General features: G+C 41.0%; 18 protein-coding genes and 1 other RNA gene. 3 read left to right on the top strand and 16 right to left on the bottom strand.

The genetic code is table 11. The features are described from left to right. Nucleotides 1-115: 115 nt before the first annotated feature. Entirely contained in the window at nt 116-1,540 is a 1,425-nt protein-coding gene (locus tag QAI40_RS03885) for a HEPN domain-containing protein (RefSeq protein WP_299978149.1), read from the top strand. 698 nt (nt 1,541-2,238) lie between these two features. Here QAI40_RS03885 and QAI40_RS03880 read toward each other — a convergent pair. The 11 genes from QAI40_RS03880 to ssrA all read right to left on the bottom strand — a co-directional run bounded on the left by QAI40_RS03880 (nt 2,239) and on the right by ssrA (nt 15,378). Continuing rightward, nucleotides 2,239-2,736 carry a response regulator gene (locus QAI40_RS03880; RefSeq protein ID WP_299978023.1) on the bottom strand — a complete coding sequence of 166 codons (498 nt, stop codon included), beginning with the start codon at nt 2,734-2,736 and terminating at the stop codon, nt 2,239-2,241. A 142-nt stretch (nt 2,737-2,878) separates the two neighbouring features. Further along, entirely contained in the window at nt 2,879-4,183 is a 1,305-nt protein-coding gene (locus tag QAI40_RS03875) for a TRAP transporter large permease (RefSeq protein ID WP_299978026.1), read from the bottom strand. Next, nucleotides 4,176-4,652 (bottom strand): TRAP transporter small permease, encoded by a 477-nt coding sequence (locus QAI40_RS03870; RefSeq protein ID WP_299978029.1) that lies wholly within the window; start codon nt 4,650-4,652, stop codon nt 4,176-4,178. The genes QAI40_RS03875 and QAI40_RS03870 overlap by 8 nt, the downstream gene beginning before the upstream one ends. A 219-nt stretch (nt 4,653-4,871) precedes the next feature. Continuing rightward, nucleotides 4,872-5,957: a TRAP transporter substrate-binding protein gene (locus tag QAI40_RS03865; protein WP_299978032.1), complete on the bottom strand. Its 1,086-nt coding sequence runs from the start codon at nt 5,955-5,957 to the stop codon at nt 4,872-4,874. Nucleotides 5,958-6,050: 93 nt separating this feature from the next. Continuing rightward, nucleotides 6,051-7,370: a phenylacetate--CoA ligase family protein gene (locus tag QAI40_RS03860; RefSeq protein WP_299978035.1), complete on the bottom strand. Its 1,320-nt coding sequence runs from the start codon at nt 7,368-7,370 to the stop codon at nt 6,051-6,053. A 34-nt stretch (nt 7,371-7,404) separates the two neighbouring features. Then, on the bottom strand, nt 7,405-9,732 hold the full coding sequence (locus QAI40_RS03855; RefSeq protein WP_299978038.1) for a xanthine dehydrogenase family protein molybdopterin-binding subunit: 2,328 nt from the start codon (nt 9,730-9,732) through the stop codon (nt 7,405-7,407). Between the two features lie 12 nt (nt 9,733-9,744). Further along, nucleotides 9,745-10,236, bottom strand: coding sequence for a (2Fe-2S)-binding protein (locus QAI40_RS03850; RefSeq protein ID WP_299978041.1), 492 nt, complete (start codon nt 10,234-10,236; stop codon nt 9,745-9,747). 2 nt (nt 10,237-10,238) lie between these two features. Continuing rightward, nucleotides 10,239-11,246, bottom strand: a complete 1,008-nt coding sequence (locus QAI40_RS03845) for an FAD binding domain-containing protein (RefSeq protein WP_299978044.1) — start codon at nt 11,244-11,246, stop codon at nt 10,239-10,241. A gap of 180 nt (nt 11,247-11,426) precedes the next feature. Next, the gene (locus QAI40_RS03840) at nt 11,427-12,836 is read right to left on the bottom strand and encodes a sigma-54-dependent transcriptional regulator (RefSeq protein ID WP_299978047.1); all 1,410 of its coding nucleotides are present in this window, start codon (nt 12,834-12,836) and stop codon (nt 11,427-11,429) included. Continuing rightward, nucleotides 12,829-14,424 carry a PAS domain-containing protein gene (locus QAI40_RS03835; protein WP_299978050.1) on the bottom strand — a complete coding sequence of 532 codons (1,596 nt, stop codon included), beginning with the start codon at nt 14,422-14,424 and terminating at the stop codon, nt 12,829-12,831. Before QAI40_RS03835 ends, QAI40_RS03840 begins: the two co-directional genes overlap by 8 nt. Nucleotides 14,425-15,020: 596 nt before the next feature. Continuing rightward, nucleotides 15,021-15,378, bottom strand: a transfer-messenger RNA (tmRNA) gene (gene ssrA / locus QAI40_RS03830). A gap of 197 nt (nt 15,379-15,575) precedes the next feature. On the opposite strand from ssrA, the gene QAI40_RS03825 reads away from it, so the two are divergent. Both QAI40_RS03825 and QAI40_RS03820 read left to right on the top strand, forming a co-directional pair. Beyond that, nucleotides 15,576-15,866: a hypothetical protein gene (locus QAI40_RS03825; protein ID WP_299978052.1), complete on the top strand. Its 291-nt coding sequence runs from the start codon at nt 15,576-15,578 to the stop codon at nt 15,864-15,866. Nucleotides 15,867-16,026: 160 nt separating this feature from the next. Next, nucleotides 16,027-16,455: an Hsp20/alpha crystallin family protein gene (locus QAI40_RS03820; protein WP_299978054.1), complete on the top strand. Its 429-nt coding sequence runs from the start codon at nt 16,027-16,029 to the stop codon at nt 16,453-16,455. Between the two features lie 105 nt (nt 16,456-16,560). Here QAI40_RS03820 and recD2 read toward each other — a convergent pair whose 3' ends face one another. From recD2 to qrcB, 5 genes are all read right to left on the bottom strand, one after another. Further along, nucleotides 16,561-18,711, bottom strand: coding sequence for an SF1B family DNA helicase RecD2 (recD2, locus tag QAI40_RS03815; RefSeq protein WP_299978056.1), 2,151 nt, complete (start codon nt 18,709-18,711; stop codon nt 16,561-16,563). Nucleotides 18,712-18,867: 156 nt separating this feature from the next. Next, the gene (locus QAI40_RS03810) at nt 18,868-19,026 is read right to left on the bottom strand and encodes a hypothetical protein (protein WP_299978058.1); all 159 of its coding nucleotides are present in this window, start codon (nt 19,024-19,026) and stop codon (nt 18,868-18,870) included. A 26-nt stretch (nt 19,027-19,052) separates the two neighbouring features. Then, the gene (qrcD, locus tag QAI40_RS03805) at nt 19,053-20,309 is read right to left on the bottom strand and encodes a menaquinone reductase integral membrane subunit QrcD (RefSeq protein ID WP_299978060.1); all 1,257 of its coding nucleotides are present in this window, start codon (nt 20,307-20,309) and stop codon (nt 19,053-19,055) included. A 33-nt stretch (nt 20,310-20,342) separates the two neighbouring features. Continuing rightward, nucleotides 20,343-21,206: a menaquinone reductase iron-sulfur cluster-binding subunit QrcC gene (qrcC, locus tag QAI40_RS03800; protein ID WP_299978062.1), complete on the bottom strand. Its 864-nt coding sequence runs from the start codon at nt 21,204-21,206 to the stop codon at nt 20,343-20,345. 32 nt (nt 21,207-21,238) lie between these two features. Continuing rightward, nucleotides 21,239-23,368, bottom strand: coding sequence for a menaquinone reductase molybdopterin-binding-like subunit QrcB (qrcB, locus tag QAI40_RS03795; RefSeq protein ID WP_299978065.1), 2,130 nt, complete (start codon nt 23,366-23,368; stop codon nt 21,239-21,241). Nucleotides 23,369-23,384 lie beyond the last annotated feature (16 nt).

Raw genomic sequence — 23,384 nt, 5'->3', positions numbered from 1 at the left:
TCTCTTCTCCCTTTGGAGCTTTCCCGGGGAAGAACCTTTATCACATTTTTTCCACGCCGGAACGGTAAAACCTTTTAGGGTCGCTCGGGCATAGCCCGAGGTTTAATTTAAAACAATTACTTTATTAGATGGCTTCGAATGGAAAGGGAAATGGTGGTTACCAAAAACTCCCGAAAATAAAATTTCTGGGTCTATTTCATTTGGAAATAACAAAGAGATACAGCTTAATCTTTTAGGTTCTTTCCATGATATTGCTACTGCGTTTAATGCCCCTATTAATCATAAAATCATCTATGGTCTAACTACAGAAGGTAAAATTTGCACATTATTAATGTGTAATCAAGCTGGAACAAACTTAAATGTTCCTGGCTTTCACACAACTATGTACACAGCTGAGTTTCTTTTTGTAGGTTTACATTTTGAAGATGAGCTCTTCACCTTTTTTTCTGCAATAGTCAATTTTACTAATTTAGAAGAGTGGATAAACATAATACCTTTTGATTATGAGCACGTTATAGTTGAAAAAAAAATCTGTGACATGACTGCAAAATACTCAAAACCTATAAATTTTGAATGTAATGTCCCATGTATTGATGCTAAAATTTCATCTGATTTTTCTTTCACTCAAAGTTACGATAAGCATCGATATCTTAGGTGGGAGCATCTCACCTTTTTAAAAATCAGCCCTAAAAAAAATAAAGGATACAAATGGTTTTTAAAGAATATTTTTATTTTACGAGAATTATTAACCTTATTTATTGGGAATCCAATTTTTGAAAGAATAATATATCTATTCATTGAAACAAAAAATTCTTCAGGAGAGATAAAAAAAGAACCAATCCAGCTATTTTTTACAGAATATCATGACACTACATCGAAAAAAGTAAACACTAACAATATTATATTTAATTTACCCTCGATATATGACAATTTAGCTACTATATTGAACAAGTGGTATACTCTCTATGACTCATTCGAATCTGTTTTAAATTTACTCTTTGGGAATATTTTTAATAAAAATATATATCTTGAATATAGTTTTTTAACATTAATGCAAGCTCTCGAAGCTTATCATCGAAGTTTAGGAAATGGTCATTATATCGATCAAGATGATTATGATACATCTTGTGAATCCATTAAAAATGCAATCCCAACTGATCTTCCTGATGATTTAAAACAGAGTCTTAAAAGTCGATTAAAATACGGAAATGAGTACTCACTGCGAAAACGAATTAAGAATTTATTTGAAAGTTTAAATCAAGAGACAAAAGATAAAATCCTTCCAAAGGCTAATATAATTAGAGATAAAATGGTGGATACTCGAAACTTTTTTACACATTATGATTCCGCTATGAAAAATAAAATAATCAGTGGGACTGATTTGGTTTATACAAATCAGTTATTAATGATACTACTTTCTTTGTTTTTGTTTAAAGAAATAGGATTATCAGAGGAGGTCATTCTTACCAATCTATCAAATAGCGATAGGTTTGGTCACATTATTCCAAATTTAAAAAAGATGGAATTTATCAATGAATAAAGTGGAAAAAAATTGATAAAGACACATGAAATTATTACACCACCATACAGATGGCTGTATCAAGAATAACTAATTGAAATTAAAAGAAATAATTGGTGGAGGCGGCGGGAGTTGAACCTGTGTTCCACCACGATAGTCAAGGGTCTTCAGTGGTCTGACCCACCAGCGACCCACACAGCAGTCTTTATTTTTGTTAAAGCACCCTCCCCTATTCTATGATAGTCTGATCTTCAATTCCAAAATATAATAGGATCTTGAATCTTGGAGAAAAGATTCTAATACAATATCTTGTATCATGAAAAATTATTAGCAAGAAAGCTTTACACGTTATAGTGCTTAGCCCGTGATTTCGGTTGAACCCCCAACAATGGATCATCCAGTCCTGCCCATTTCAAAAATCTTGACAGTCAACGTTTATACCATAAAGCATGCTATGATAATAAGAAATTGCAAACTATGCAAGATTCGTTACAGTCCCCACCCATGGGTGAATGCCGATCAACATTAATATTTTTACCAGCCGGATTTTTCTAAAAAAAATCAGTTGATAAAAAATCGATATCATAAAGTTTTACATATCGAATATTTTTTTAACTTAATCTCGCTGCCTAGTAAAAAATTGTGTGATTAAAGGATAGGCTTTTCATACGACCTTAAAACAATTGTACATATTCCCACCGTGTTAATATTATTAAAATTCAATAAAATTTATTCATGTGATTTTTTAAAAACTTGTCCTCCTGCTCTCTCCAGTTTTGTCCCTTAAATTTCCTGTCATAAAACCCGCCCAGTCTTTCTAACAATTTTTCCCATGGATTTTTTTTATTATCCAGAGATTCAAATACATCGGCAATAAGAACGTCAATATCAATCATTTTTTCTTTGGGTGCAAAATAGACTGCTCCGGAATTGATTGATTTCTCAAGACTCTCTTCTGTTAATGCATTCGCCGTGAGCATAAATGCAGGAATTCCCTGGTTATTTGCGATCTTAAGTAACTCAAATCCATTTACTCCCATAATATCCAGAACCGTCATGTCATAATGCTGGTTTTCCAGCATATGTTTACCTTCATCATAAGATGATGCCGTGTCTATTTTACATGAACTCAATAGTTCAATTAATGAATCGATCACATCGGGTTCATCATCAACGATGAGAATTTTTTTCCCCTCAAGTAACTTTCTGGTGTCCATCTCATCTCTCCTTCAAACTATGAAATTGTCTTTTGCAGTTGCCCTTTTTTGTCCCTCTTGACCCGTGTCGTTTCACGAGTAAGAGCCGTTCCTGAAGTGTTTTTGACTTTATTTTTTTCCATACGGTCTTTCCCCATAAACATCAATTTATTAAATTCGGTAAAAAGGTCACAGTTTCAGGGAAGGCGATCATTACCGCCGTACCGACAATTAAAGCCAGGAGGAATGGAAAAGACCCCTTGAAGATAGTTACGAGGGGGACATCTTTGGCGATCCCTTTTGTAATATAGACAGCGGTACCTACAGGAGGTGTGATAATGCCCATATGGGTAACCAATACAATAATGATACCAAACCAGATAGGATCATATCCTAAATTGACGACAATGGGATAAAAAATAGGGATGGTGAGCATGATCAAAGCCATCGAATCGATAAAGCATCCGCCCAGAAGATAGATAAAACAAATCAGGCCGATGATAATCCAGGGCGGCAAGTCGAGCGTGCCGACTGCAGTGGCCAGTTCAAGGGGAATTCTTGTCAACGCAAGAAAATGACCAAAAATAGTGGCGCCGGCAATAAGCATGATGACCATACAAGATATTTTAAGCGTGCCGTATATTGCATTTTTAAAATCCTCCCAGGAGAGCTTACGTCTGATCATGACAATCATAAGGATGGCAAAGGCCCCGACTGCACCTGATTTTGTCGGTGTAAACAAACCGGTGATCAGCCCCCCCATGACAAACAGAAATACGGCAAGGGTTTCCCAGAGTTTCCCCAATGAAAGAATCATCTCTTTGACAGTAAACTTTTCACCTTTGGGCCCCTGCTCTGGTTTGAATATACAATAAATTCTGATGGCCACCATAAATAAAAAGGTCATAAAGATGGCAGGAAGAACACCTGCAATAAACAACGCTCCAATGGACTGTTCCGTCAAAATACCGTATATGATAAGTACCACACTGGGTGGCATCAATGCCCCAAGACCACCTCCGGAAGCTATGCAACCCGTAGAAAGTTCGGAGCCGTATTTATACCGTTCCATCTCCGGGAGACCAATGGTTCCCATAGTAGCAGTTGTGGCCGTAGCAGATCCGCAAACCGCACCAAATGCTGCACACGCCATTACGGTGGCCATGGCAAGCCCCCCTCGGACTCTTCCTACAAGCTTGTAAGCTACATCATACAGCGAACTGCTTAAACCCGAGTAAAAAGCGATATATCCCATGAATACGAATAAGGGTATCAGGGTCAAACCATAAGATGAGAAAACACTGAAAATATCAGTTGAAAGAAGTCGCATTCCAACCTGCAGGTTGGTCAGGTAAGAATACCCGATAAAACCAACTATGGCCATAACATAAGCCACCGCCATACGGGAAAAAAGCATGGCAATCAGAAAAAAAATACCGATGATGCCAACGATAGTGTATTCACTCATTTGGGATCGTTCCTTTTAATAGAGTTAGCAGCTCAATAAATATAACCAGCGCCAGGGTTCCGCATGCAAAAGATACGCCGTATATGAGATAAAAAGTGGGAAACTGAAGGGTTGCGGAGACTTGCCCGGCCTCACCGACTTCGTCTGCATATAGCCAGCATTGCCAGGTAACAAGACAGAAAAAGGCAAACGAGAAAAAAGCGACTGCGCAATCATTTATTCTCTTGATTCGCGGCGGCAACATCATGTGGAGAAGATCCACTCCCACATGCCCTTTTTCTATCTCTGTGGAAGGCAGGGCAAATGCCAGCAGTAGAAATGCACCCATGCCGGTTAATTCTTCAGATCCGAGAAGGGGATGTCCAAAAAAGCTGCCCACTACATCTGCACACGTTAAAAGCATCATACCGATCAGACATATACCGCCCGCGTTCTTGAGAATATCAGACAGCCATTTTGCAATTTTCATATTTTATCTCCAGAGAACAGATTCAATATTTTTGTTGATTTTTTTTAAGCATATTTTTGATTTATATTTACAGCCGCAGAGTCATAAAGTGACATGACAATTCAATCCTGGGAAAAAAAGTGCTGTGTCAGTAAAATGTACAGTCACCTTAAAACTCTGCGCCGAAATTATATTATGATGGTTTAAAATACATGGGGTTAAAAGCCTTAAGCACTCCTGTTATTTTTTTTCCATGTAATTGCTTTCAAACTTTCCTTTTTCATTGTCTGCCAACCGTTTTTCTACATATTTAAGGACTTCTTCTCCAGGCAGGCCTTTTTCATTATTTAGATCGATATAATCCTGTAGCACGGGTTCGCATGCTTTCTTCCATCTTTTTGCTTCTTTGGGGTCGATACCAATCATGGAATTTCCCGCTTGAAGCAGAAAATTGATCCCTTCAAAGGCACCGGCTTCCCAAGTCTTTCCATGTTTAAAAATCCATTCTCCATTGATTCCTTCAATTATTTTTTGATCCTTTTCAGGCAATGCATTCCATTTGTCTTTGTTCATAACTACGAAAAATCCTAAAGAATACGCTGTAGGGTAACAGGCGATGACATAATCCGTAACTTCCGCCATCTTCCATCCCTTATTTGATTCCAGGGGATACAATCCAGCCTGAACAACCCCTTTTTGGAGAGATTGATACAATTCATTCATGGGAAAAGCAGTTGGAGTTCCGCCTAACGCCTGAACCATACTGGCCGTTGGACCGTGGGAACGGATCTTAAGCCCTTTTAAATCTTCCATTTTATGGACGGGTTTGTCTTTGGTGTGTATGAATCCGGGCCCATGGGCATGAAGATAAAGTACCTTTACTTCATCTAATTCTTTTGGTGCAAACTTTTCATATACTTCATTAATAATTGCCGTTGCGATCTGACCATTTGGGTACCCCAGAGGTAGATTGATGAAGTCCATCATAGGAAACCGGCCCCGGGTATACTGTAGGACCGAACATCCCAGATCCGACAGGCCTGATTTTACACCCTGATAATTCTGTGCGGCCTTGGTCAGGGTTTGTCCGGAATAATGTGTAATCTTTACCCGCCCGTTTGTCCTTTTACCAACCTCTTTGCACCATGCTGCTTCAAGTTTACTCTGTGCGTGGGTAGGAGGCATAAATCCACTATAGGTCAGATTAATCGTATCTCCTGAAAAGGCAACAGTGGGCAATATAAAACTACATATCACCAGTCCTATGAAAACTATTATTAAACTCGATTTAATTCCTGACATCCTGCAAAGACATTTTTTTTTCATTTTCTACTCCTTTTATGGTTGAATAAAAATTCAGGATAACGGCATGTGTCCATTATCCACCCCAAGCGCTGAACATACTCATAAATTATATTTTCAGGTTTCACGTATCAATCTTTTGGCCTTTCCTTCAAATCGTGGCAGCCCGCCTGCTTTAACGACTTCAACAGTCGGTGTAAACGTAACCCTGTACTTGAAATCCTCGATGAACTTCTCGACCGAATCTTGCATATCTTTCTGGGACACTTGAGCCGATAACGGTTCCACACGGATTTTTATGCGTTTTTTGCTATCCTTTTTGGGGACAATAATCTGGTACTCATTTGAGAAATTGTCCACTTCTCGAAGGAGATTCTCTATGGCAGAAGGGAATACATTCACACCACCAAATTGAAACATATCGTCGGATCTTCCCAGGATGCCGCCGTCCAGTCTTAAAAAACTTCGACCACATTCACAGAGTTCCCGGTTAAACTTCACCAGGTCCTTTATGCGGTAACGGATAAGGGGCATGGTTTCAGTGCACAGATTGCTGAGAACCAGTTCCCCCACTTCGCCATCTTTCACAGGTTCAAGGGTATCCAGATCCAGACATTCCGCATAAAACATATTTTCATTAACGTGGGTTCCCTTTTGGGCAGCACATTCAAAACCAAAATTGGTGATCTCACTGGAGCCTATATCGTCGTAGCATTTGGCGCCATAGGTATCTTCGATGGCTTTTTTAGTGGACGCTATATTGGCTCCCGGTTCTCCGGCAGCCACGACGACTGCCACCTGGGAGTCGGCCAAAGAAATCCCCATGTTTTTTGCGACTTCACCAAGGTGCAGAAGATAGGTGGGAGTGCCACAGATCACAGTGGCGTCCCACTCGAAAATATTTTTCACCCGGTCCTTTGATGACTGGGCACCGCCCGGAACAATCATTACGCCAGCTTGTTCAAGTGCGGCCTGGAATCCCCACCAGGCAATATAGAGCCCATAGCCAAAAGGCACATAGAGAATGTCTGACCTTTTGATACCGTAGGCATTCATGAAATACATGAATTGTTCATAATAATGTTTTGTCCAGTCCTTTTTGTTCAGCATTACTTTAAGCGGTGTACCTGTTGTCCCTGTCGTTTGAAAGACCCTTACACCATCCTCCGGGGGGACACAGATCATTTCACCCCATGGCGGGTTTCTTTTTTGGCTTTCTAATAATTCTTCTTTAACCGTAAACGGAACCTTGGAGATATCTGACAGCGTTTTAATATCGGAAGGTTTTATTCCTGTCTGGTCATATTTTTTTTTGTACATGGGGCTTCGATCATAAACATAGGCCATGCGTTTCCTGAACCGTTCAAGTTGCAGCGATTCTCTTTCCCTGCGAGGCATCGTTTCCAGTTCTTTGTTCCAATACATTACCTGTTCCATGTTAGACTCCCTTCTATGATTTTTGCGGAAATATCTATTTTATTTTCTCCAAACCCTTTAAAATTTTTTCCGGTGTAAACGGTGTTGAAAAAAGTCTTACACCTACGGCGTTGTAAATGGCATTGGCAATTGCTGCAAGGATGGCTGATACATAGCCTTCACCAACCTCCTTGGTTCGGTAAGGTTTCCCGACCTGGTACCTTTCCGTAATCACGTCGATGTGTTCTGAGTCTGCAATGTTACAGATAGAGGGCATCCGGTAATCCAGCCAGCTCGGATTCAAGGTGCGACCTTTTTCCATCATTATTTCTTCCATGAATGCGTGACCTAGGGCCATGGATACCTGACCGTCAATTTGCCCTTCCACCTGAAGGGGGTTGATGGGAAATCCACAGTCATGAGCGGTCACGGCCTTCAGCAGACGGACGTTCCCGGTTTCAGTATCCACCTCCACTTCGGCTGTCTGGGCGTCAAAGGCATAGTTTTCAGTCCATCTTCCCTTTGTTGTTGCAAGGCTCGGATGGAAAGGTTCGTCTCTCATAGTACGCCAATGCCCATTTCCAATGACAGAATCCCCTCTGTGTTTCTGAATGCTTAAGGCCACAAGTTCTTCATATGATAATGAACGTTCCGGCTGGCCGGATATATAGACGCGTTTGTTCTGGAATATCAAATTTTCAATGTCGGCATTGAGTTCTTCGGCAGCAATTGTCATGAGTTTTCGGCGGACATCGCCTGCCGCTTCACGGGCTGCATTACCTGTTACATAGGCATTCCCGCTGATCCACACCCCAATATCCACGGGTGTGGTTTCAGTATCGGCCGCAAACACTTGAACCTCTTCTATGGGAATTTTAAGTTCTTCTGCAACAATCTGGCACAGTATGGTTTCAGATCCCTGTCCGATATCCAGGGAACCCGTCAGCAGGGATACGCTTCCGTCGTCGTTCATTTTTACAATGACTGATGAACTATTGGGGTAAATCAATGATCCCCCAAAGTAGGCACTGACCCCAATGCCAATGCCTTTCCGGTACCGTCCTTGTTTTTCAGTTCGGCTGATCCCGAATTTTGCTGTAAAGTCCGTGTGTTTGGCAATATCCAGAACGCAATCCTTGAGACCGCAATTATGCACATTATCTCCATTGGGAAGCATTTCACCTGAAACCCGTGCATTTTTCAGACGAATGTCAATGGGGCTGATGCCCAGCTCAGCCGCAATCATGTCCAGTTGAGATTCCACTGCAAATCGCATCTGGGGTGCGCCATGCCCCCTTTGTGGAGATCGAATCGGATTGTTGGTATAAACCGAGTATCCTTTATATTTCATGTTGGGGATTCGATAGGGGGCCATTGCAAACCCCCACACCAGAAAGATGACTACCACGCCGCTACCGCGATAGCCCCCGGAATTATTGATAGTTTTGAACTCCTGCGCCACGATAGTACCGTCTTTTTTAACGCCGGTTTTTACCGTGACAATCATGGGTTGACCGTGACGATAAGCAGTGAATATTTCTTCACGGGTTGCAATGATTTCCACGGGTCTGGACGTTTTCATGGAGAGAAGTGCTGCACAGAATTCATGGGTGTATAGATCTATCTTCCCTCCAAAGGCACCCCCGACATAGGCTTTTTTCACCCTTACCGATGACTGTGGAAGTCCCAGGGTTTTGGCAAGCTTTGCCCGTTTGATGAACGGCCCCTGTGAAGATGTCCACACATTCAATTTTCCGTCTGCCTCAAAACTGGCTACAGTGGCGTGGGGCTCAAGGAATCCGTGGGTCCGAAGATGGCTTTCAAACCGGTCCTCCCTCACATAGTCAGCTTCTTGAAACCCTGCTTCCACATCACCCCAGCCCGAAGCAGTTTTACCTCCGATATTAACCAGGTCCTCCTTTACTTTGGGATGGGAGGGATGGATTTCCGGTGCCCCCGGTATCATGGCTTCTTCAGGATCAAAGACCGCAGGCAGGGATTCATATGTCACTTTTATAAGACTCAAAGCTTTATCTGCAGCATATACATCGGTAGCTGCCACTGCAGCAACTTCTTCACCAATAAATCGAACCTTGTCCATTGCCAGGGGATATTGATCCGCTGGATAACGAGGTGTTTCAACAAAGCCATGTTTAATGCCCAAAGTATCTTTACCAGTGATCACAGCTTTGACACCCGGTACCTCCAAGGCAAGACTGATGTCGATGTCCAGTATCCGTGCATGGGCATGAGGGCTTCTGAGTATCCTTCCAACCAGCTGTCCCTTTAGTTGTATATCAACTGTGTAGATCGCTTTGCCTGTGACCTTGTCCGGACCATCCTTTCTTAATATTCGTTTTCCGACATAATCCAACTCACTCATTTTCGTGCTCCTTTAGGTGTTGTCCCTATTCAGCTTTGCAGCATGATGCACAAACTCCATGATTTTATTGTATCCCGTACAACGGCATAGATGCCCCCCCAGGCTCTCCATGATATCTTCCTTGCTGGGATCAGGATTTCTTTTTAAAAGATCGGTAGAGGCCAGCACCATACCAGGTGTACAAAATCCGCATTGTACTGCCCCTTTTTCAAGAAAGGCTTCTTGGACCGGTGTCAAATCACCGTTAATAGATTGTCCCTCAATGGTTTCGATTTTTTTATTTTCGCATTCAACTGCCAGCATCAGGCAGGCTAATATCGGTTCTCCTTCCAGCAGTACGGTGCAGGAGCCGCATTCACCCGTACCGCATCCTTCTTTAGTCCCCGTTAACCCCAAATTATTGCGTAATACGTCCAACAATGTTTCCTGACACTCAACTGCCAGCTCATAAGTTTCCTCGTTAACTGTAAGTCCAATGATTTTTTTTCTTTGTGTTGTTGTCATACTTACCTCCCTCTGTTACTTTGATCAGCGAGTCCTTCTACAGCATCATTGAGGGCCTGCTTTGATTGAATTTTCAAGCACTCGGTTAGATATTTTTTTGAATACCCATGGTGGGGTATTATTTTTAAAGAACTAGCAGCTTTTTGTGAAACTTTATTTATGTTCTCTTTGGACAAGCTTTTTCCTGCCAGCCAGTCTTCTGCTTCCAGTGCCCTCTGAGGCCCCTCAGAAACTGCTCCCACTGCAATTCTCGCCTTTTTACAGGTCTTGAGGTCCTTTTCTGTTTCTAAAAAAACCCCGACATTCACAATTGCAAATTCAATGGTCTTTCTTACGGTGAATTTTGCAAATCCATTCCCGGACGGGCTTTGAGTTTTCGGTACAATAATCTTTGTGATAATTTGATCCGGTTTTAGCGATAAAGGTTTGAGGGAGTCGTTGGTATAAATTTCCTCGATTTTTATTTGTTGTTCACCATCTAAGCCTGCAACTATCACACTTGCATTGAGACAAAAAAGTGTCGGCGCAATATCCGACATAAAGGTGGCCCAGCACTTTTTCCCTTTAGGGGCGAAATAGCATTCTTTGCCTCCGCGCTTCAAACAAGGCTCTGTAAATTGAAACGTATGAGTTTGGTTCAGGTAAAGGCATCGAGTTTCCTGGCAAATGTTTCCACCAAGAGTTCCCATGTTTCTGATTTCACGAGTGGCAACTTTTTGAGCCGCCAGAGCTAATAAAGGAGCCTTTTCCAAAATTTCAGGTGAGAGCGTTATGGCGGTCAAAGATATATTTGCATCTATGATCAATTTGCGTTCTTCGTCAATTTGAGGAGGGAACGACGGCAAACCTTTCAGACTTATAAGGACCCCTGGAGAACAAAGTTTATATTTCATTCTTGGAAAAAGATCTGTACCACCTGACAAAAGCTTGGTCTGTTCACCGGAACCCAGAAGGCTCACTGCTTCTTCTATTGATCTGGGGCTTTCAAGGGTAAATTTTGGTAAATACATAATAATTCCTCTATTTACAGGATAGGTTATTCAGAAACTAACTGAAGGAAATGCAAAAGATATGCCAACAACCTGTCTATCATAACCCTCTAAAAAAACAGGTTTTTTTGAGGACGGCAGTGTGCCAAAATAGCGACAGGTGTCTCTTTTTCGGAAACACCACCGCCTCTTTTTAGGTTACTAATTTTTAAATGATTGGCTGCCGAGACCAGTTTGAGTTACAAGTCTTTGAAGAGAAGTGCGGCGCATGCCCATGGCTTTTGCTGCGTTTGTGATATTGCCTTTATGGAAAATAAGGCACTGGGTCAGATATTGTTTCGTAAAATTTTTCACAACTTCCCGCTTAATTTCCTGATAGCTTGCTTTTTTTTTAAAGAGATCAGAATAATTAAAACGAACCGGGTCTTTCTCAGTCCGGGCCGGGAACAGGCCTTCTATGGACAAGGTTTTATTTTCCGCCAGAACAATGGCCCGCTGCATGGCATTTTCCAGTTCCCTGATGTTGCCCGGCCAGTCATGGGAAACAATAATTTCCAGAACTTCATCTGGAAGAAAAAGCGGATTAAGATTGAGCTTTGCCGTATACCATTTCAGAAAATGCCTTGCCAGTAGAGAGATATCCTCTCGCCTTTCTCTTAAAGCCGGCAAGGACAATGTAATGACATTTAAGCGATAGAACAGATCTTCTCTGAACTCACCCTTTGAAACCATTTCTTCCAAATTGCGATTTGTAGCGACAATGATACGGGTATCAACCTTAGTGGCCTCTGTGGAACCTAATTTTACAAAAGCCTGATCCTGAACAGCCCTTAATAATTTTCCCTGCAAATTCAAAGGAACTTCACCAATTTCATCCAGAAACAATGTGCCTTTGTTGGCTTTTTTAAAATATCCGTCCCGGGCGGTATGTGCACCGGTATAAGCACCTTTAACGTGACCGAAAAGTTCACTTTCTAATATATTATCGGATAATGCTGCACAGTCGGCCACAACAAAGGGTTGTTTTTTCCGTTTACTCTTAGCATGAATAGCATTTGCAACAAACCCCTTTCCTGTTCCGCTTTCGCCCTGGATCAGGATATTAGAGTCTACAGGTGAAACTTTTTCAATGATCCTCATGACCTTATTCATGGCTGGAGAATTTCCAATGACCATTTGTTTTTCATTGGTCTTTGTCAGTTGACTCTTGAGTTCTATGACCTCTTGCTGCAAAGATTTTATTTCAACAATTTTATCGATTATGTTCAACAATTCATCTTTGTCAAAGGGTTTGGTAAGATAATCAAAAGCACCGTATTTCATTGCTTTTATGGCAGTTTCCACTGTGGCATAACCTGTCATGATTATGATTTCTATGGATTGCATTTGCGTCTTGATTTTTTTCAAAAGCTGTATGCCGTCCATACCGGGCATCCGGATATCCACGAGCAATAGATCGAAACCTGTTCTTTCATTTTGCAGCAGTTTCAAAGCGGTTGAACTGTTGTCGGCACCAACAACAGCATATCCCTGCCTGGATAAAAGCCGGATACAACGTTTGCGAATGGAATCTTCATCATCTACAATTAAAACTTTGAAATTTTCAGTCATGAATGTCCTCCGATTTATCACCCGATAAACTGGGAAGTAAAACGTGAAAAATAGCACCAGTTTTCCCTTTCACATCTTCGAAGATCAGCTTACCTCTCTGTTCTTCAACAATCCGCCTGCTAACCGCAAGTCCAAGTCCGGTTCCTTTGCCCCCCTCCTTGGTTGTAAAAAAAGAATCAAAAATCATGCCAATGTGATCACTGGAAATTCCAGGCCCGGTATCTGCAAAAGAGATTCGGATCCATGGATGTTGTTCTCCGATATCCAGTACTTCGGTAGTAATAATTATTTGTCCTCCCGCTGGCATGGCATCACAGGCGTTTTTAACGAGATTGATTATTACCTGTTGAAGGCTGTTTGAGTTTCCCCATACCAGAGGTAAATTTTCATAATAATTTTTGATGAAATTTATATTTTCAATTTCTGCCTGACGCTGGACAAAGATAAGGGAGGTTTCAATAAGTTTATTAAAGTTTAAGGGTTCACGTCCCTCCGGCTTGCGACGTGAAAAATCAAGTAATTTTCTTGTTATGCTTCGGCAGCGGCGGGCATCGCTTTCAATCCCTAAAAGTTCCTCTCTGGCCATTGTAAGATCCAGTTCTTCGTTTTCAATATCCTCTAAAAGCATTTGGACAGATATGACCAGTCCCCCAAGTGGGTTATTTATTTCATGCGCTACTTCACTGGCCAGAGTTCCTATTAAAGACATTTTTTCAGACTGAAACAACTCTTCTTTTAATTTCTGAATTTCAGAGATATCCGTTACTGCATTTACAATGCCCGACACCCGTCTTCCTTTTAGAGGTGAACTCCCGACAAAAAAAGGAATTTTTTTACCGGATTTGGAAATAAAGCTGGTTTCAAAAGTAGCTTTTACTTTGGAATCTGTCGGCGAATCGATTAAATTTTGAAATATTGGTCGGTCTTCAATTGTTACAATTTTTGTATAGTGTTTTCCTACCAAGTCATCGGGTTCATACCCTAAAACATTGGCCAATTGTTTATTTACAAACTCAATATTGCCTTCAAAGTTTATTATTTGAATCCCGTCGTTCAGGGATTCAATAAGATTCTCGTTAAACTCTTTCAAACGCGCCATTTTGTCATCAATCCGCTGTTTTTCCTTTTCTCTGGTCAGGTCCCTTGCCACACCGACCATGGCGACGGGCCTGTCCTGGTCATCCCTCAGGGGAACATTCCTCACATGGGCGGGAAAGTGTCTGCCGGATTTTGTCTTAAGGGTGATTTCATCGTTAAAAATTTTTCCTTCCCGAATGAGGTGGAGGACGTTCGGGTTTTTCCCCCCCAGTATGGCGATGTGCTGGTTGAGCACTTCCTGAGACTTAAATTCAAACATCTGTTCCGAGTATTTATTGAAATAGACCAGGTATCCGTCCAAATCCGTTATCACGATGGACTCTATGATGTTTTCCAGGACATTTTCGATAAATTCCTTGGTTGTCTTTTTCATGCCCAAAATGAGTTGGTTCCAGTTGAGATCGTCTCTTTCAGGAATTATTGATTTGTTGAAATTCTGATCGGAAAAGTTCATTGATATGTCTTTGTTCAAACGGTTATCGCTCGTCATGTTTAATCCTGTCTTTAAGAATCAGCCCTGAATTATAATAAATAATTATAAACTAATTAAAATTCAATTAAATGCCGTTAATTTTACTTTGTATAAAACAGATCGCAGTAAAATAGCAAGGGCATGTATAGTCCCAGTGTTAAAGCAACGGGGAATGTCCTTAAAAAGTGTTGACTATTTTTACCAGCAGTAATGATAATTCATATCCAGTCGGTGAGCTTATGTATTCATAAGGCTTGGTTCTTGAAATTTTCGACCACCCCAACATATGGTACATGAGATTTTCCCTGAATAAAATTTTCAATCCAAATATATAAGCCTTGGACATTGCTGTAGAATAAAATTTATAATCTAACTCCGCAGACCAACACATAATGGCCCTGAAGCACGCATTTAAAAACATAAAGATTGTCTGAAAAAGTGATTATTTACAGGTAATTTGAAAGGTGCTGCCTGACCCACATCTGACCCACCGAGGTGGGTAATTTATGATTTTGTAACTATTTGATTTTAAACTAAAATTTGATGTAATTTTTTTGAAGAAATGCGTTAAATCTGAAAAATTTGTGTAAGTTATTGATTTTATTAATAAAAATTGGTGGAGGCGGCGGGAGTTGAACCCGCGTCCGAAAACGATCACCCCAGGCTTCTACATACTTATCTCAAAATTTAAATTTTGCTGTAACGTCTCCTTTGAGATGGATACAAAACAGTATAGCCTGAAAAGTTTAACCTTTAAGGTTCAGACACCCTTAAAAGGCGGTCTTGCAAAGTCGACGCCCTGACCTGAAATCTGCAAGAAGGATATCAGCAGGACGGAAGCTGCTCTACGCAGCTACAGCGTAATTATAATCATCTGCGATTATGTTTATGTATTGCCAAGTTTACGAGCTGACAAAAGACTCGGTATGCTACCATAGACTTCAAAATCTCCGTCGAAGCCATTTCGCCCCCAAATTGTAAAAGATCAAGTATTTTTAATATAAGCTGAAAAGCTTAAAAAGTCAATAAAAACAAGCTAATCTATATATTTGATTTAAGGTTATCAAAAACAGGCTGCTTTTACATCACTTTTAAATCTCATTGACAAATTAGGCAATATTTGAAATAAAATTAGGATTTAAACCATAGTCAGATTGAGGGGGTAAGTCTTGACCGGGATAACTGAAATTCTTGTTTTAGTGCTGCTGATTGCCGGTGTCTTGATTTTGCCAAGACTGTTTAAGGGGGAACCTGTAAAAAAGGGGGCTTCTTCAAAAAAGCTAAAGCAACTTCCTGCAAAAATCCGATTCGGTATCGTACTTACCCTTGTTTATCCTATGGTCGTAGCCCTTTATCTAAAGCCATGGAATGAAAATTTTATTTCTTATATTTCCTATGGAATCATACCTGTCTTTCTTGTCTGGGCTGTTGTCTGGATCATATCCGGAAGAAAAAAATAAAGCCCTGCGATTTTATATTACTTTTTAATTTTAATTTATTTTAGTAATATATTATATTAAAATTCATTATTTTACTTGACGCATTTTATTTTATGATTAATTTTGTTTCAAATGCAAGCGAAGAAATGAAAACACAACAACCTAAACAGGAGAATTAATCATGAAACTTGTAAGATACAACCCAATTAATGAACTGGCTTTCCGGGGAAATTCATTTAATGACTTTTATTCCTTTTTTAACACAAAACCAAAAACCGATGAATCCTGGTATCCCGCTGTAGACATCCTGAACGAGAAAGACACTGTGATTCTCAACATTGAACTGCCGGGTGTCAAAAAAGAGGACATTTCTGTGAATATTGAAGACAGGGTTCTGACCATAAAGGGTGAAAGAAACTTTGAGAATGAAGAAAAAAAGAACAGCTATTTCAGAAAAGAAAGATCATACGGAAGCTTTAAACGGGCATTTACCCTTTCCGACGATGTTCTAATCGATGATGTGGATGCAGATTTTCGGGATGGCATCCTTAAACTAACCCTGAAAAAAGACAACACCAAAGAAGAGGTCAAACAAATCACCATTAATTAATTTAAGGCGACCTCAAATCATCTTTGCCAAATGGGGGCTGTTCAACCGGCTCCCATTTTTTTATTTTAAGATTCTTTCCAGCAAGCTTTGAGTAATGCGCCTGCATCAGTGTTTCAGGCGATGCCGGAGCCGGGTATACCGCCTGGATGATTTATCCGTATTGATAGCCATGGCAAGGGCTTTTTTTGTCCCCACGAGAACAACAAGTTTCTTACCCCGGGTCACTGCCGTGTAAATCAAATTTCTTTGCAAAAGGATATAGTGTTGAATCACAACGGGTATTATCACGACAGGATATTCTGAGCCTTGAGATTTATGGACAGAAACTGCATAAGCATGAACAATTTCATCAAGGGAGAAAAAATCATACTCAACTTCCCTTCCGTCAAAATTGAGCAGCACTTTTTGATCGATAAAATTAATATCAACAATCCTGCCGATATCCCCATTATAGACATGCTTGTCATAATTATTCCTGATCTGCATCACCTTGTCTGAAACTTTAAATTTCCTGTCCCCCCTTTGGACTGTCACCTTGTTCAGGTTCAGGATTTTCTGTAGTTCATGGTTCAGGTTGCCGGCCCCGACAATACCTCTGTGCATTGGGGTTAATACCTGGATATCATCTACCGGGTGGCAGCCAAATTTATCTGGTATTCTATTTTTCACCAGATCAATAATGGTACTTAAGACATCTTCCGGCTCTTCTTTCTGGACAAAATAAAAATTGCTTTTCTTATTATCATTTGCCAGTACCGGAAACATCCCCTTATTGATCCTGTGGGCATTGACAACAATCAGGCTCTTTTTTGCCTGCCTGAATATGGTATCAAGCGTAACAACACCAAAAGCACTGGACACAATCAAATCATTCAATACATTTCCAGGGCCCACCGACGGCAATTGATTGACATCTCCAACAAAAATAAGGGTGGCTTTGGGAGGAACGGCCTTTAGGAGATGATGCATTAAGACTGTATCAATCATGGATGCTTCATCAATGATCAGCGCATCACATTTTAATAGGTTTTTATTGTTCTTTTTAAAGCCCGACTCCTTCATGGAATAATCGAGCAGCCTGTGAATGGTCTGAGCCCGTTCCCAAGTGGCTTCGCTCATCTTTTTGGCGGCTCTTCCCGTAGGTGCGGCAAGTAAAATTTTTGCGCCTGCTTTTTTTAAAATCTTGATAATGGCATTAATAATGGTTGTTTTACCGGTACCAGGCCCGCCCGTAATAATTAAGACCTTTTCCTCCAAAGATTTTTTAACAGCCTCCTCCTGGTTCTTGGCAAGGGTTATCTTAATCTGGCCCTTAATCCATTCAATGGCTTTTTTTGAATCAATCTTTCTAACACTTTTGGAAGAATTTTTAAGTCGTTCGAAATTTTTAGCAATTTCTGTCTCACAAACATGAAATTTTTTTAAAAAGACAAGTTTTTTATTTTCATTGATATCTTCAATAACAATCCGGTCGGCTAAAAAAGAATCTGCGATAGCCTGTAAAACGATATCCCTGTCTACTTCCAGCATATGTTGAACTTTCAGGCAAAGCTCGTCATAGGGATAACAAACATGACCATCATCGGAAAGCTGATGCAGCACATATTCAAGCCCTGCTTCAATGCGTTGGGGGGCATGCTTTTCCATACCAAGCTTTTCAGCAATACTGTCTGCAATGATAAACCCGATACCAAAAATATCCCTGGCAAGCCTGTAAGGATTTTCTTTCACAATATGAATGGAATCCTGGCCGTAAGTTTTAAAAATTTTGGCTGCATAAGCAGTGCTGACTCCATGGGACTGCAAAAAGAACATTACGGTTCTGACCTCCTTTTGCTCATCCCAGGCCTGCCGAATCATTTCAATTCTTTTTTTACCGATGCCCTCTACTTCAGAAAGCTTGTCAATACTCTTTTCAATAATATCCAGTGATTTTATACCGAACCGCTTTACAATCCGTTTGGCCATAACAGGACCGATCCCTTTAATCAGGCCTGACCCCAGGTATTTTTGAATGCCGACCTGGGTGGCGGGAACAAGGGTCTTATATTGCTGGATCTGAAACTGATTGCCAAACTTGGCATGGGTGATCCATTTCCCCGTAAGTTCGACAAACTCACCAGGGATTGGATTCACCATATTCCCTACAATAGTTACAAGGTTCCTTTCACCTTTCACCTTGAGCTTGCATATGCAAAATGCACTTTCTTCACTTGAAAAAGTGATGCGTTCAATATGTCCTTTTAGTTGTACCATTTTAAGTTTTATTCCTGAAAATTTTTCAATGGCTTTCTAATGTTTTATAAAAATAAAAACGCATTCCAAGACTTTTAAGGCAAGCTCCGGAATGCGCTTTATTCAAAATTGTGGGGACAAATTTAAAAATCTGTCCCCGATTTCTATATTCAGTGCCTAATGATGAGAATCTCCACTATCATTAATGGTATCATAGGCTGCCTTTAAAATACAAAATGTCATACCGGCACCCAGGATGGAAACGGCATACCAGAATCCACCGAAGAAGACGACGTGGGCCATGTCCCATGCCCACTCAAAACTAAATGGAAACATAATCTTTCTCCTTTAAATCACAGGGTTTATTCTGCTTCTGCTACCGGTTCTATCGTATTGAGTTCCTGTTCCTGAGGGAATACAGGGAGGTAACGATAAGCAACCGCAATCAAAATAATTCCATAGGCAACAGGAAGAATTGTTGTAGCAATTTCCTGCCAGCTTGGAAAGTAAAGTGCCCAGGTATCAAAACTCATTACCGGAACCGCCATAATCTGAAGTACCATGACCCACCTGTTCAGACAGACACCAATTACACCGAGGATAATGGCAATTAGACGCAGTCTCGGATTTTCCCGGGTGGACTTCATGATGAGAATAGCACCCGGAACTACACCGCATAATACAATTTCAGTAATCAAAATCCAGTAACCGTAAAATCCGTTGTTACTGTAAAAATGGCTTAAGGTAAATCCAAGACTTGGAGCAGTTACTAGTGCCCAATAAATAGTGTCTATAATCTTGGCAATGATGTAGGTGACAATCATCCATCCAGATATTTTAGCTAATAAATGAACCACATTATCTTTGACCAGTTTTTTGCCGGTAACCGTTTCAGTAATTTTTGTCACCAAAAGGGTAAAACAAGGACCAAATGCTGCTGCAGACCATGTAAACAGAAAGAAAGTCCAGGGCCAGATCAACAATCCTTCCCTGACAGCAAAAGGACGACCATACAGAACACCGGCAACACCACCAAGAGATCCCTGATGGAAAAAGGAAAGGAAGGCACCGGTTGCAGCAAATACTGCCATGACACCATGCATATTATGGGCAAGGTGATGAAAAAACGGCACTTTGTTGGCCTGTCTGTTTTCCAGAATATTCGGGATAAACTCAATGGTCAATACGGCAAAATATGCGGACAGACAAAAGGCTACCTCTGTCAACATTGAATGGACATTGGCGTGCCAGAAAATGAACCAGCCTCTGAGGGGCTGCCCAATATCAATGGCAAGAATTAACAATGCCGAACTATAACAGATAAAACCGATGATCACGGCAAAATTGATAATATTTTTCAGTTCATCAATCTTAAAAATATATCTTAGCAGACCTGTAAAAAATGCTCCGCCACCAACAGCAATGACTGCAAGGTCAGCCCAGATCCAGAGGGCAAACCCGTAGTAATCATTCATATTGGTCTGGTTCAGGCCTTTAAACCAGCAAAGGAACATGGCAAAAACGCCCCAGAGAACTACGGCACTAACGATAGCAATTCCAATGGCAAACTTTGGAAATGAGCAACGTTTTGCACCTTCAGGTATTAATGCAGAATCCATATTTATTCACTCCTAAATAAGATTTTGGATTACTTAATCATTGGATAAAGTAGCCCCATGATAATTCTTAATTTTATCCCACTCACCATCCAGATAATTATCACCTGCTTTTCTTACCCATTCCCGTTCGGAAAGATAATAGATTTTCGGATTGGTGCCAAGTCTTTCAAGCAGCCTGAAAACCTTAGGATTTCTTGATTTTCCGACTACATGTTTGTTTCTCGGATCCGGGTGTGGATCAGGTTTAACAATCTGGTGTACTTGATGGGCGGGATTATTAAGATCTCCGAATACAATAGCGCCTGCAGGACAAGCTGTGGTGCAGGCGGTCTGATATTCATGTTCTTCAATATCATCTCGCCCTTCATAGTATGCTATATCCCTTGCAGCCTGGTATCTGTGGTAACAAAAACTGCATTTTTCTACAACCCCTCTCATCCTTGGTGATACATCAGGGCTCAGGTAGTTTTCCATGCCTTCGGGCCATTTAGGATCCCACCAGTTAAAATACCTTGCATGATAAGGACATGCCCCCATGCAATATCGACATCCAAAACAGCGCGTATAAATCTGGCTGACAATCCCTGTATCATAGCCATAATCGGTCGCAACAGCAGGGCAGACGGAAACACATGGTGAATGACCATGATCCCCTTTTCCTCCGCAATGCTGACACGGTCTTGGCATATATACAATTTGCGTATCAGGAAAGGATTTACCATTGGTTAATTTATAAACACTCATCCAGGTGATGCTATCCTTTTTATTGGATTCATCCTCCTTAAACGGAACATTATTCTCAGACATGCACGAAACCATGCAGGAACCGCATCCGGTGCATTTGTCCAGGTCAATAACCATCCCGAATTTATGTGCTTTATTATTATTTTGTTTCATTAAGAACCTCTTTAGCAATTTATCCTTGAATTTTAGGCCTTGGAAATTTTTACTTTAATTCCAAAGGCAGCATCCAGTCCTGAACCGGATTCAATTACCGGGCCTATTAAGTCATTCACATTTATACCCTTGTTTGACACATACTTATTATCAAAGGTATGACCAAGACCTTCAACCATTCCAATTATGCCTGGCATCATGCCTTCGTTCAGGTTTATCATAACCCTGGCTGTGCCCATTGGGGTAGTCAGGGTTGCATACCCGCGATCTTTTAGACCCTTGGCTGTTAAAGGATTAATCTCTACAACAATATCACTGCCCTTTAAGACTTTATCTGAAACAGTCTTAATTGCAAAAGGAGATGCGGCAATTCCTGCGTTGATCAATCTCATGTTATCAATTGGAATCAGTGTGAGTTCGTAATCGCCCTGGGCCTGAATCGTTGCGGGGTTATCCGCAAGAAAAGAGACGTTAACTGCTACAGATCCGGAAGGAGCACCTTCGGATATAATCGCATATCCATCTTCTGATAACGAGTCCCAGATTCCTCCCGCCACACTTTCAAGACATTCGTCATAGGTTTCCCATTCAAAATTTTGGGCGATACTTCCTTCCAGTGCTTTTGCAATAAGAATGACAGCATCTCCCGCATGCTTCGTGTCAAATACAGGGTCAATGACAGGTTTTGTAAGTCCTACAACACTCTTAGCAAGCCCGGCACAGGATGGGACATCTTCAAGCCGTTCCAGAAATGTATGGCTTGGCAGAATAATATCCGCTTCTTTAGCCGTTTCATCAAGAAATGATGAAAAACTTACGACAAAAGGAATTTTCCCGATTGCCTGTTTAACACTTTTGGAATCATGCAGAGAATAACAAGGATTTGCATTGTAAACAAAAAGGGCTTCAACAACAGGTTTTGAAGACTCGTTTACCTTTTCAATAAGCTGGTTCACATAGCGCCCAGCTTTGTTTTTTGAAAACCCTGCATCAGCTATGCTGTCCATTGATTCATCCGGGAACTCAAGATACTCACTTTGGGGTTGAACAAACGCCCCACCCTCTTTATTGATATTATCAACCAGACAATTCAATGTGTGAACCGCTGCAAGCTCTTTTAAGCTTTGAGCGCCGTCGCCTCTGCCTTTGCCAAAGACAGCAACAGGCATTTTTGCTTTGGCAAACAGGGTGGCAATCTTTTCAATATCTGATGCTTTCACACCGGTAATTTCAGCAGTTTTTGAAGGTGCGTAATCCTTTTGAATCATAATGGCAAGTTTATTAAACCCACCTCTAAAATTAGCTGTAGCCCCGCCGTTAAACAAATTGTTTTTCAAGATAACCGCGCAAATACCCAAAGCCAGATCTGCTTCGGTTCCAGGTTTTATTGGAATCCATTTATCTGCATTGGCAGCGGTATTAGACAAACGCGATTCAATTTGATAAAGCTTTGCGTGTCTGGCTCTTCTTGATGCATTTGCTTTAAAGCAGTTTACAGGTGATCCCCAACCTTCGATGATCCCTGCGCCAAAGCTTAGAACAAAATCTGAGTTCTCAAGATCAAACCCGATGGTCATTCCCTCACCATGCAGTGCTTCTGCTGTCACTTCAAGATAAGATTCAAGGCTTGGCATGGTATAAAAATTGGGTGATCCAAATGTTTTTAACAGTCGTTGAAATAACCCTGAAACCGATCCTTGCTCCTTATCTGCAATGCAGGCAAGTTTTTCAGGCGAACCGCTTTTGCGGATATCAACCAGTTTCCCGGCAACGAGCGCAATAGCATCATCCCAGGATATTTTCTCAAATTTATCACCATTTTTTTTCAATGGTGTTTTTACCCTTGCAGGGTCATATAAATACTGGAGACCGGCAATTCCGTGGAGACAGGCGCCTCCATCATTTACAGGGTGCTCGGCCAGTCCTTCAATTTTAACCGGTCTGTCATCTATCTTCCTGATGCTTAACCCACAGCTTCCAGGACAAAGGCTGCAGACCGAATTTTCATAGGTTACTTCTCCGTCAATGGGGACAGGAGTCCATGGCCAGTTCTGGGTCCAGATGGAAGAATCATCTGTCAGTTTTATCCCAACAGGGGAAACTGCAACACCAGCAACTGCGCCAAGTCCCAATCCCAAGAAGCTTCTTCTGTCAACTTTCATAAATAATTCCTCTATA

The organism is Desulfobacula sp. (genome assembly GCF_030611305.1).
In the GTDB taxonomy this organism is placed as follows: Bacteria; Desulfobacterota; Desulfobacteria; order Desulfobacterales; family Desulfobacteraceae; genus Desulfobacula.
Note: the sequence above shows the minus strand (reverse complement) of the source record. Positions and strands in the feature narration are given on the sequence as shown.

Excerpts from the sequence above, each read along its gene's own strand:
- QAI40_RS03880 (WP_299978023.1), bottom strand. The coding sequence starts at position 2,736 with ATGGACACCAGAAAGTTACTTGAGGGGAAAAAAATTCTCATCGTTGAT.
- QAI40_RS03875 (WP_299978026.1), bottom strand. The coding sequence starts at position 4,183 with ATGAGTGAATACACTATCGTTGGCATCATCGGTATTTTTTTTCTGATT.
- QAI40_RS03870 (WP_299978029.1), bottom strand. The coding sequence starts at position 4,652 with ATGAAAATTGCAAAATGGCTGTCTGATATTCTCAAGAACGCGGGCGGT.
- QAI40_RS03865 (WP_299978032.1), bottom strand. The coding sequence starts at position 5,957 with ATGAAAAAAAAATGTCTTTGCAGGATGTCAGGAATTAAATCGAGTTTA.
- QAI40_RS03860 (WP_299978035.1), bottom strand. The coding sequence starts at position 7,370 with ATGGAACAGGTAATGTATTGGAACAAAGAACTGGAAACGATGCCTCGC.
- QAI40_RS03855 (WP_299978038.1), bottom strand. The coding sequence starts at position 9,732 with ATGAGTGAGTTGGATTATGTCGGAAAACGAATATTAAGAAAGGATGGT.
- QAI40_RS03850 (WP_299978041.1), bottom strand. The coding sequence starts at position 10,236 with ATGACAACAACACAAAGAAAAAAAATCATTGGACTTACAGTTAACGAG.
- QAI40_RS03845 (WP_299978044.1), bottom strand. The coding sequence starts at position 11,246 with ATGTATTTACCAAAATTTACCCTTGAAAGCCCCAGATCAATAGAAGAA.
- QAI40_RS03840 (WP_299978047.1), bottom strand. The coding sequence starts at position 12,836 with ATGACTGAAAATTTCAAAGTTTTAATTGTAGATGATGAAGATTCCATT.
- QAI40_RS03835 (WP_299978050.1), bottom strand. The coding sequence starts at position 14,424 with ATGACGAGCGATAACCGTTTGAACAAAGACATATCAATGAACTTTTCC.
- QAI40_RS03820 (WP_299978054.1), top strand. The coding sequence starts at position 16,027 with ATGAAACTTGTAAGATACAACCCAATTAATGAACTGGCTTTCCGGGGA.
- recD2 (WP_299978056.1), bottom strand. The coding sequence starts at position 18,711 with ATGGTACAACTAAAAGGACATATTGAACGCATCACTTTTTCAAGTGAA.
- QAI40_RS03810 (WP_299978058.1), bottom strand. The coding sequence starts at position 19,026 with ATGTTTCCATTTAGTTTTGAGTGGGCATGGGACATGGCCCACGTCGTC.
- qrcD (WP_299978060.1), bottom strand. The coding sequence starts at position 20,309 with ATGGATTCTGCATTAATACCTGAAGGTGCAAAACGTTGCTCATTTCCA.
- qrcC (WP_299978062.1), bottom strand. The coding sequence starts at position 21,206 with ATGAAACAAAATAATAATAAAGCACATAAATTCGGGATGGTTATTGAC.
- qrcB (WP_299978065.1), bottom strand. The coding sequence starts at position 23,368 with ATGAAAGTTGACAGAAGAAGCTTCTTGGGATTGGGACTTGGCGCAGTT.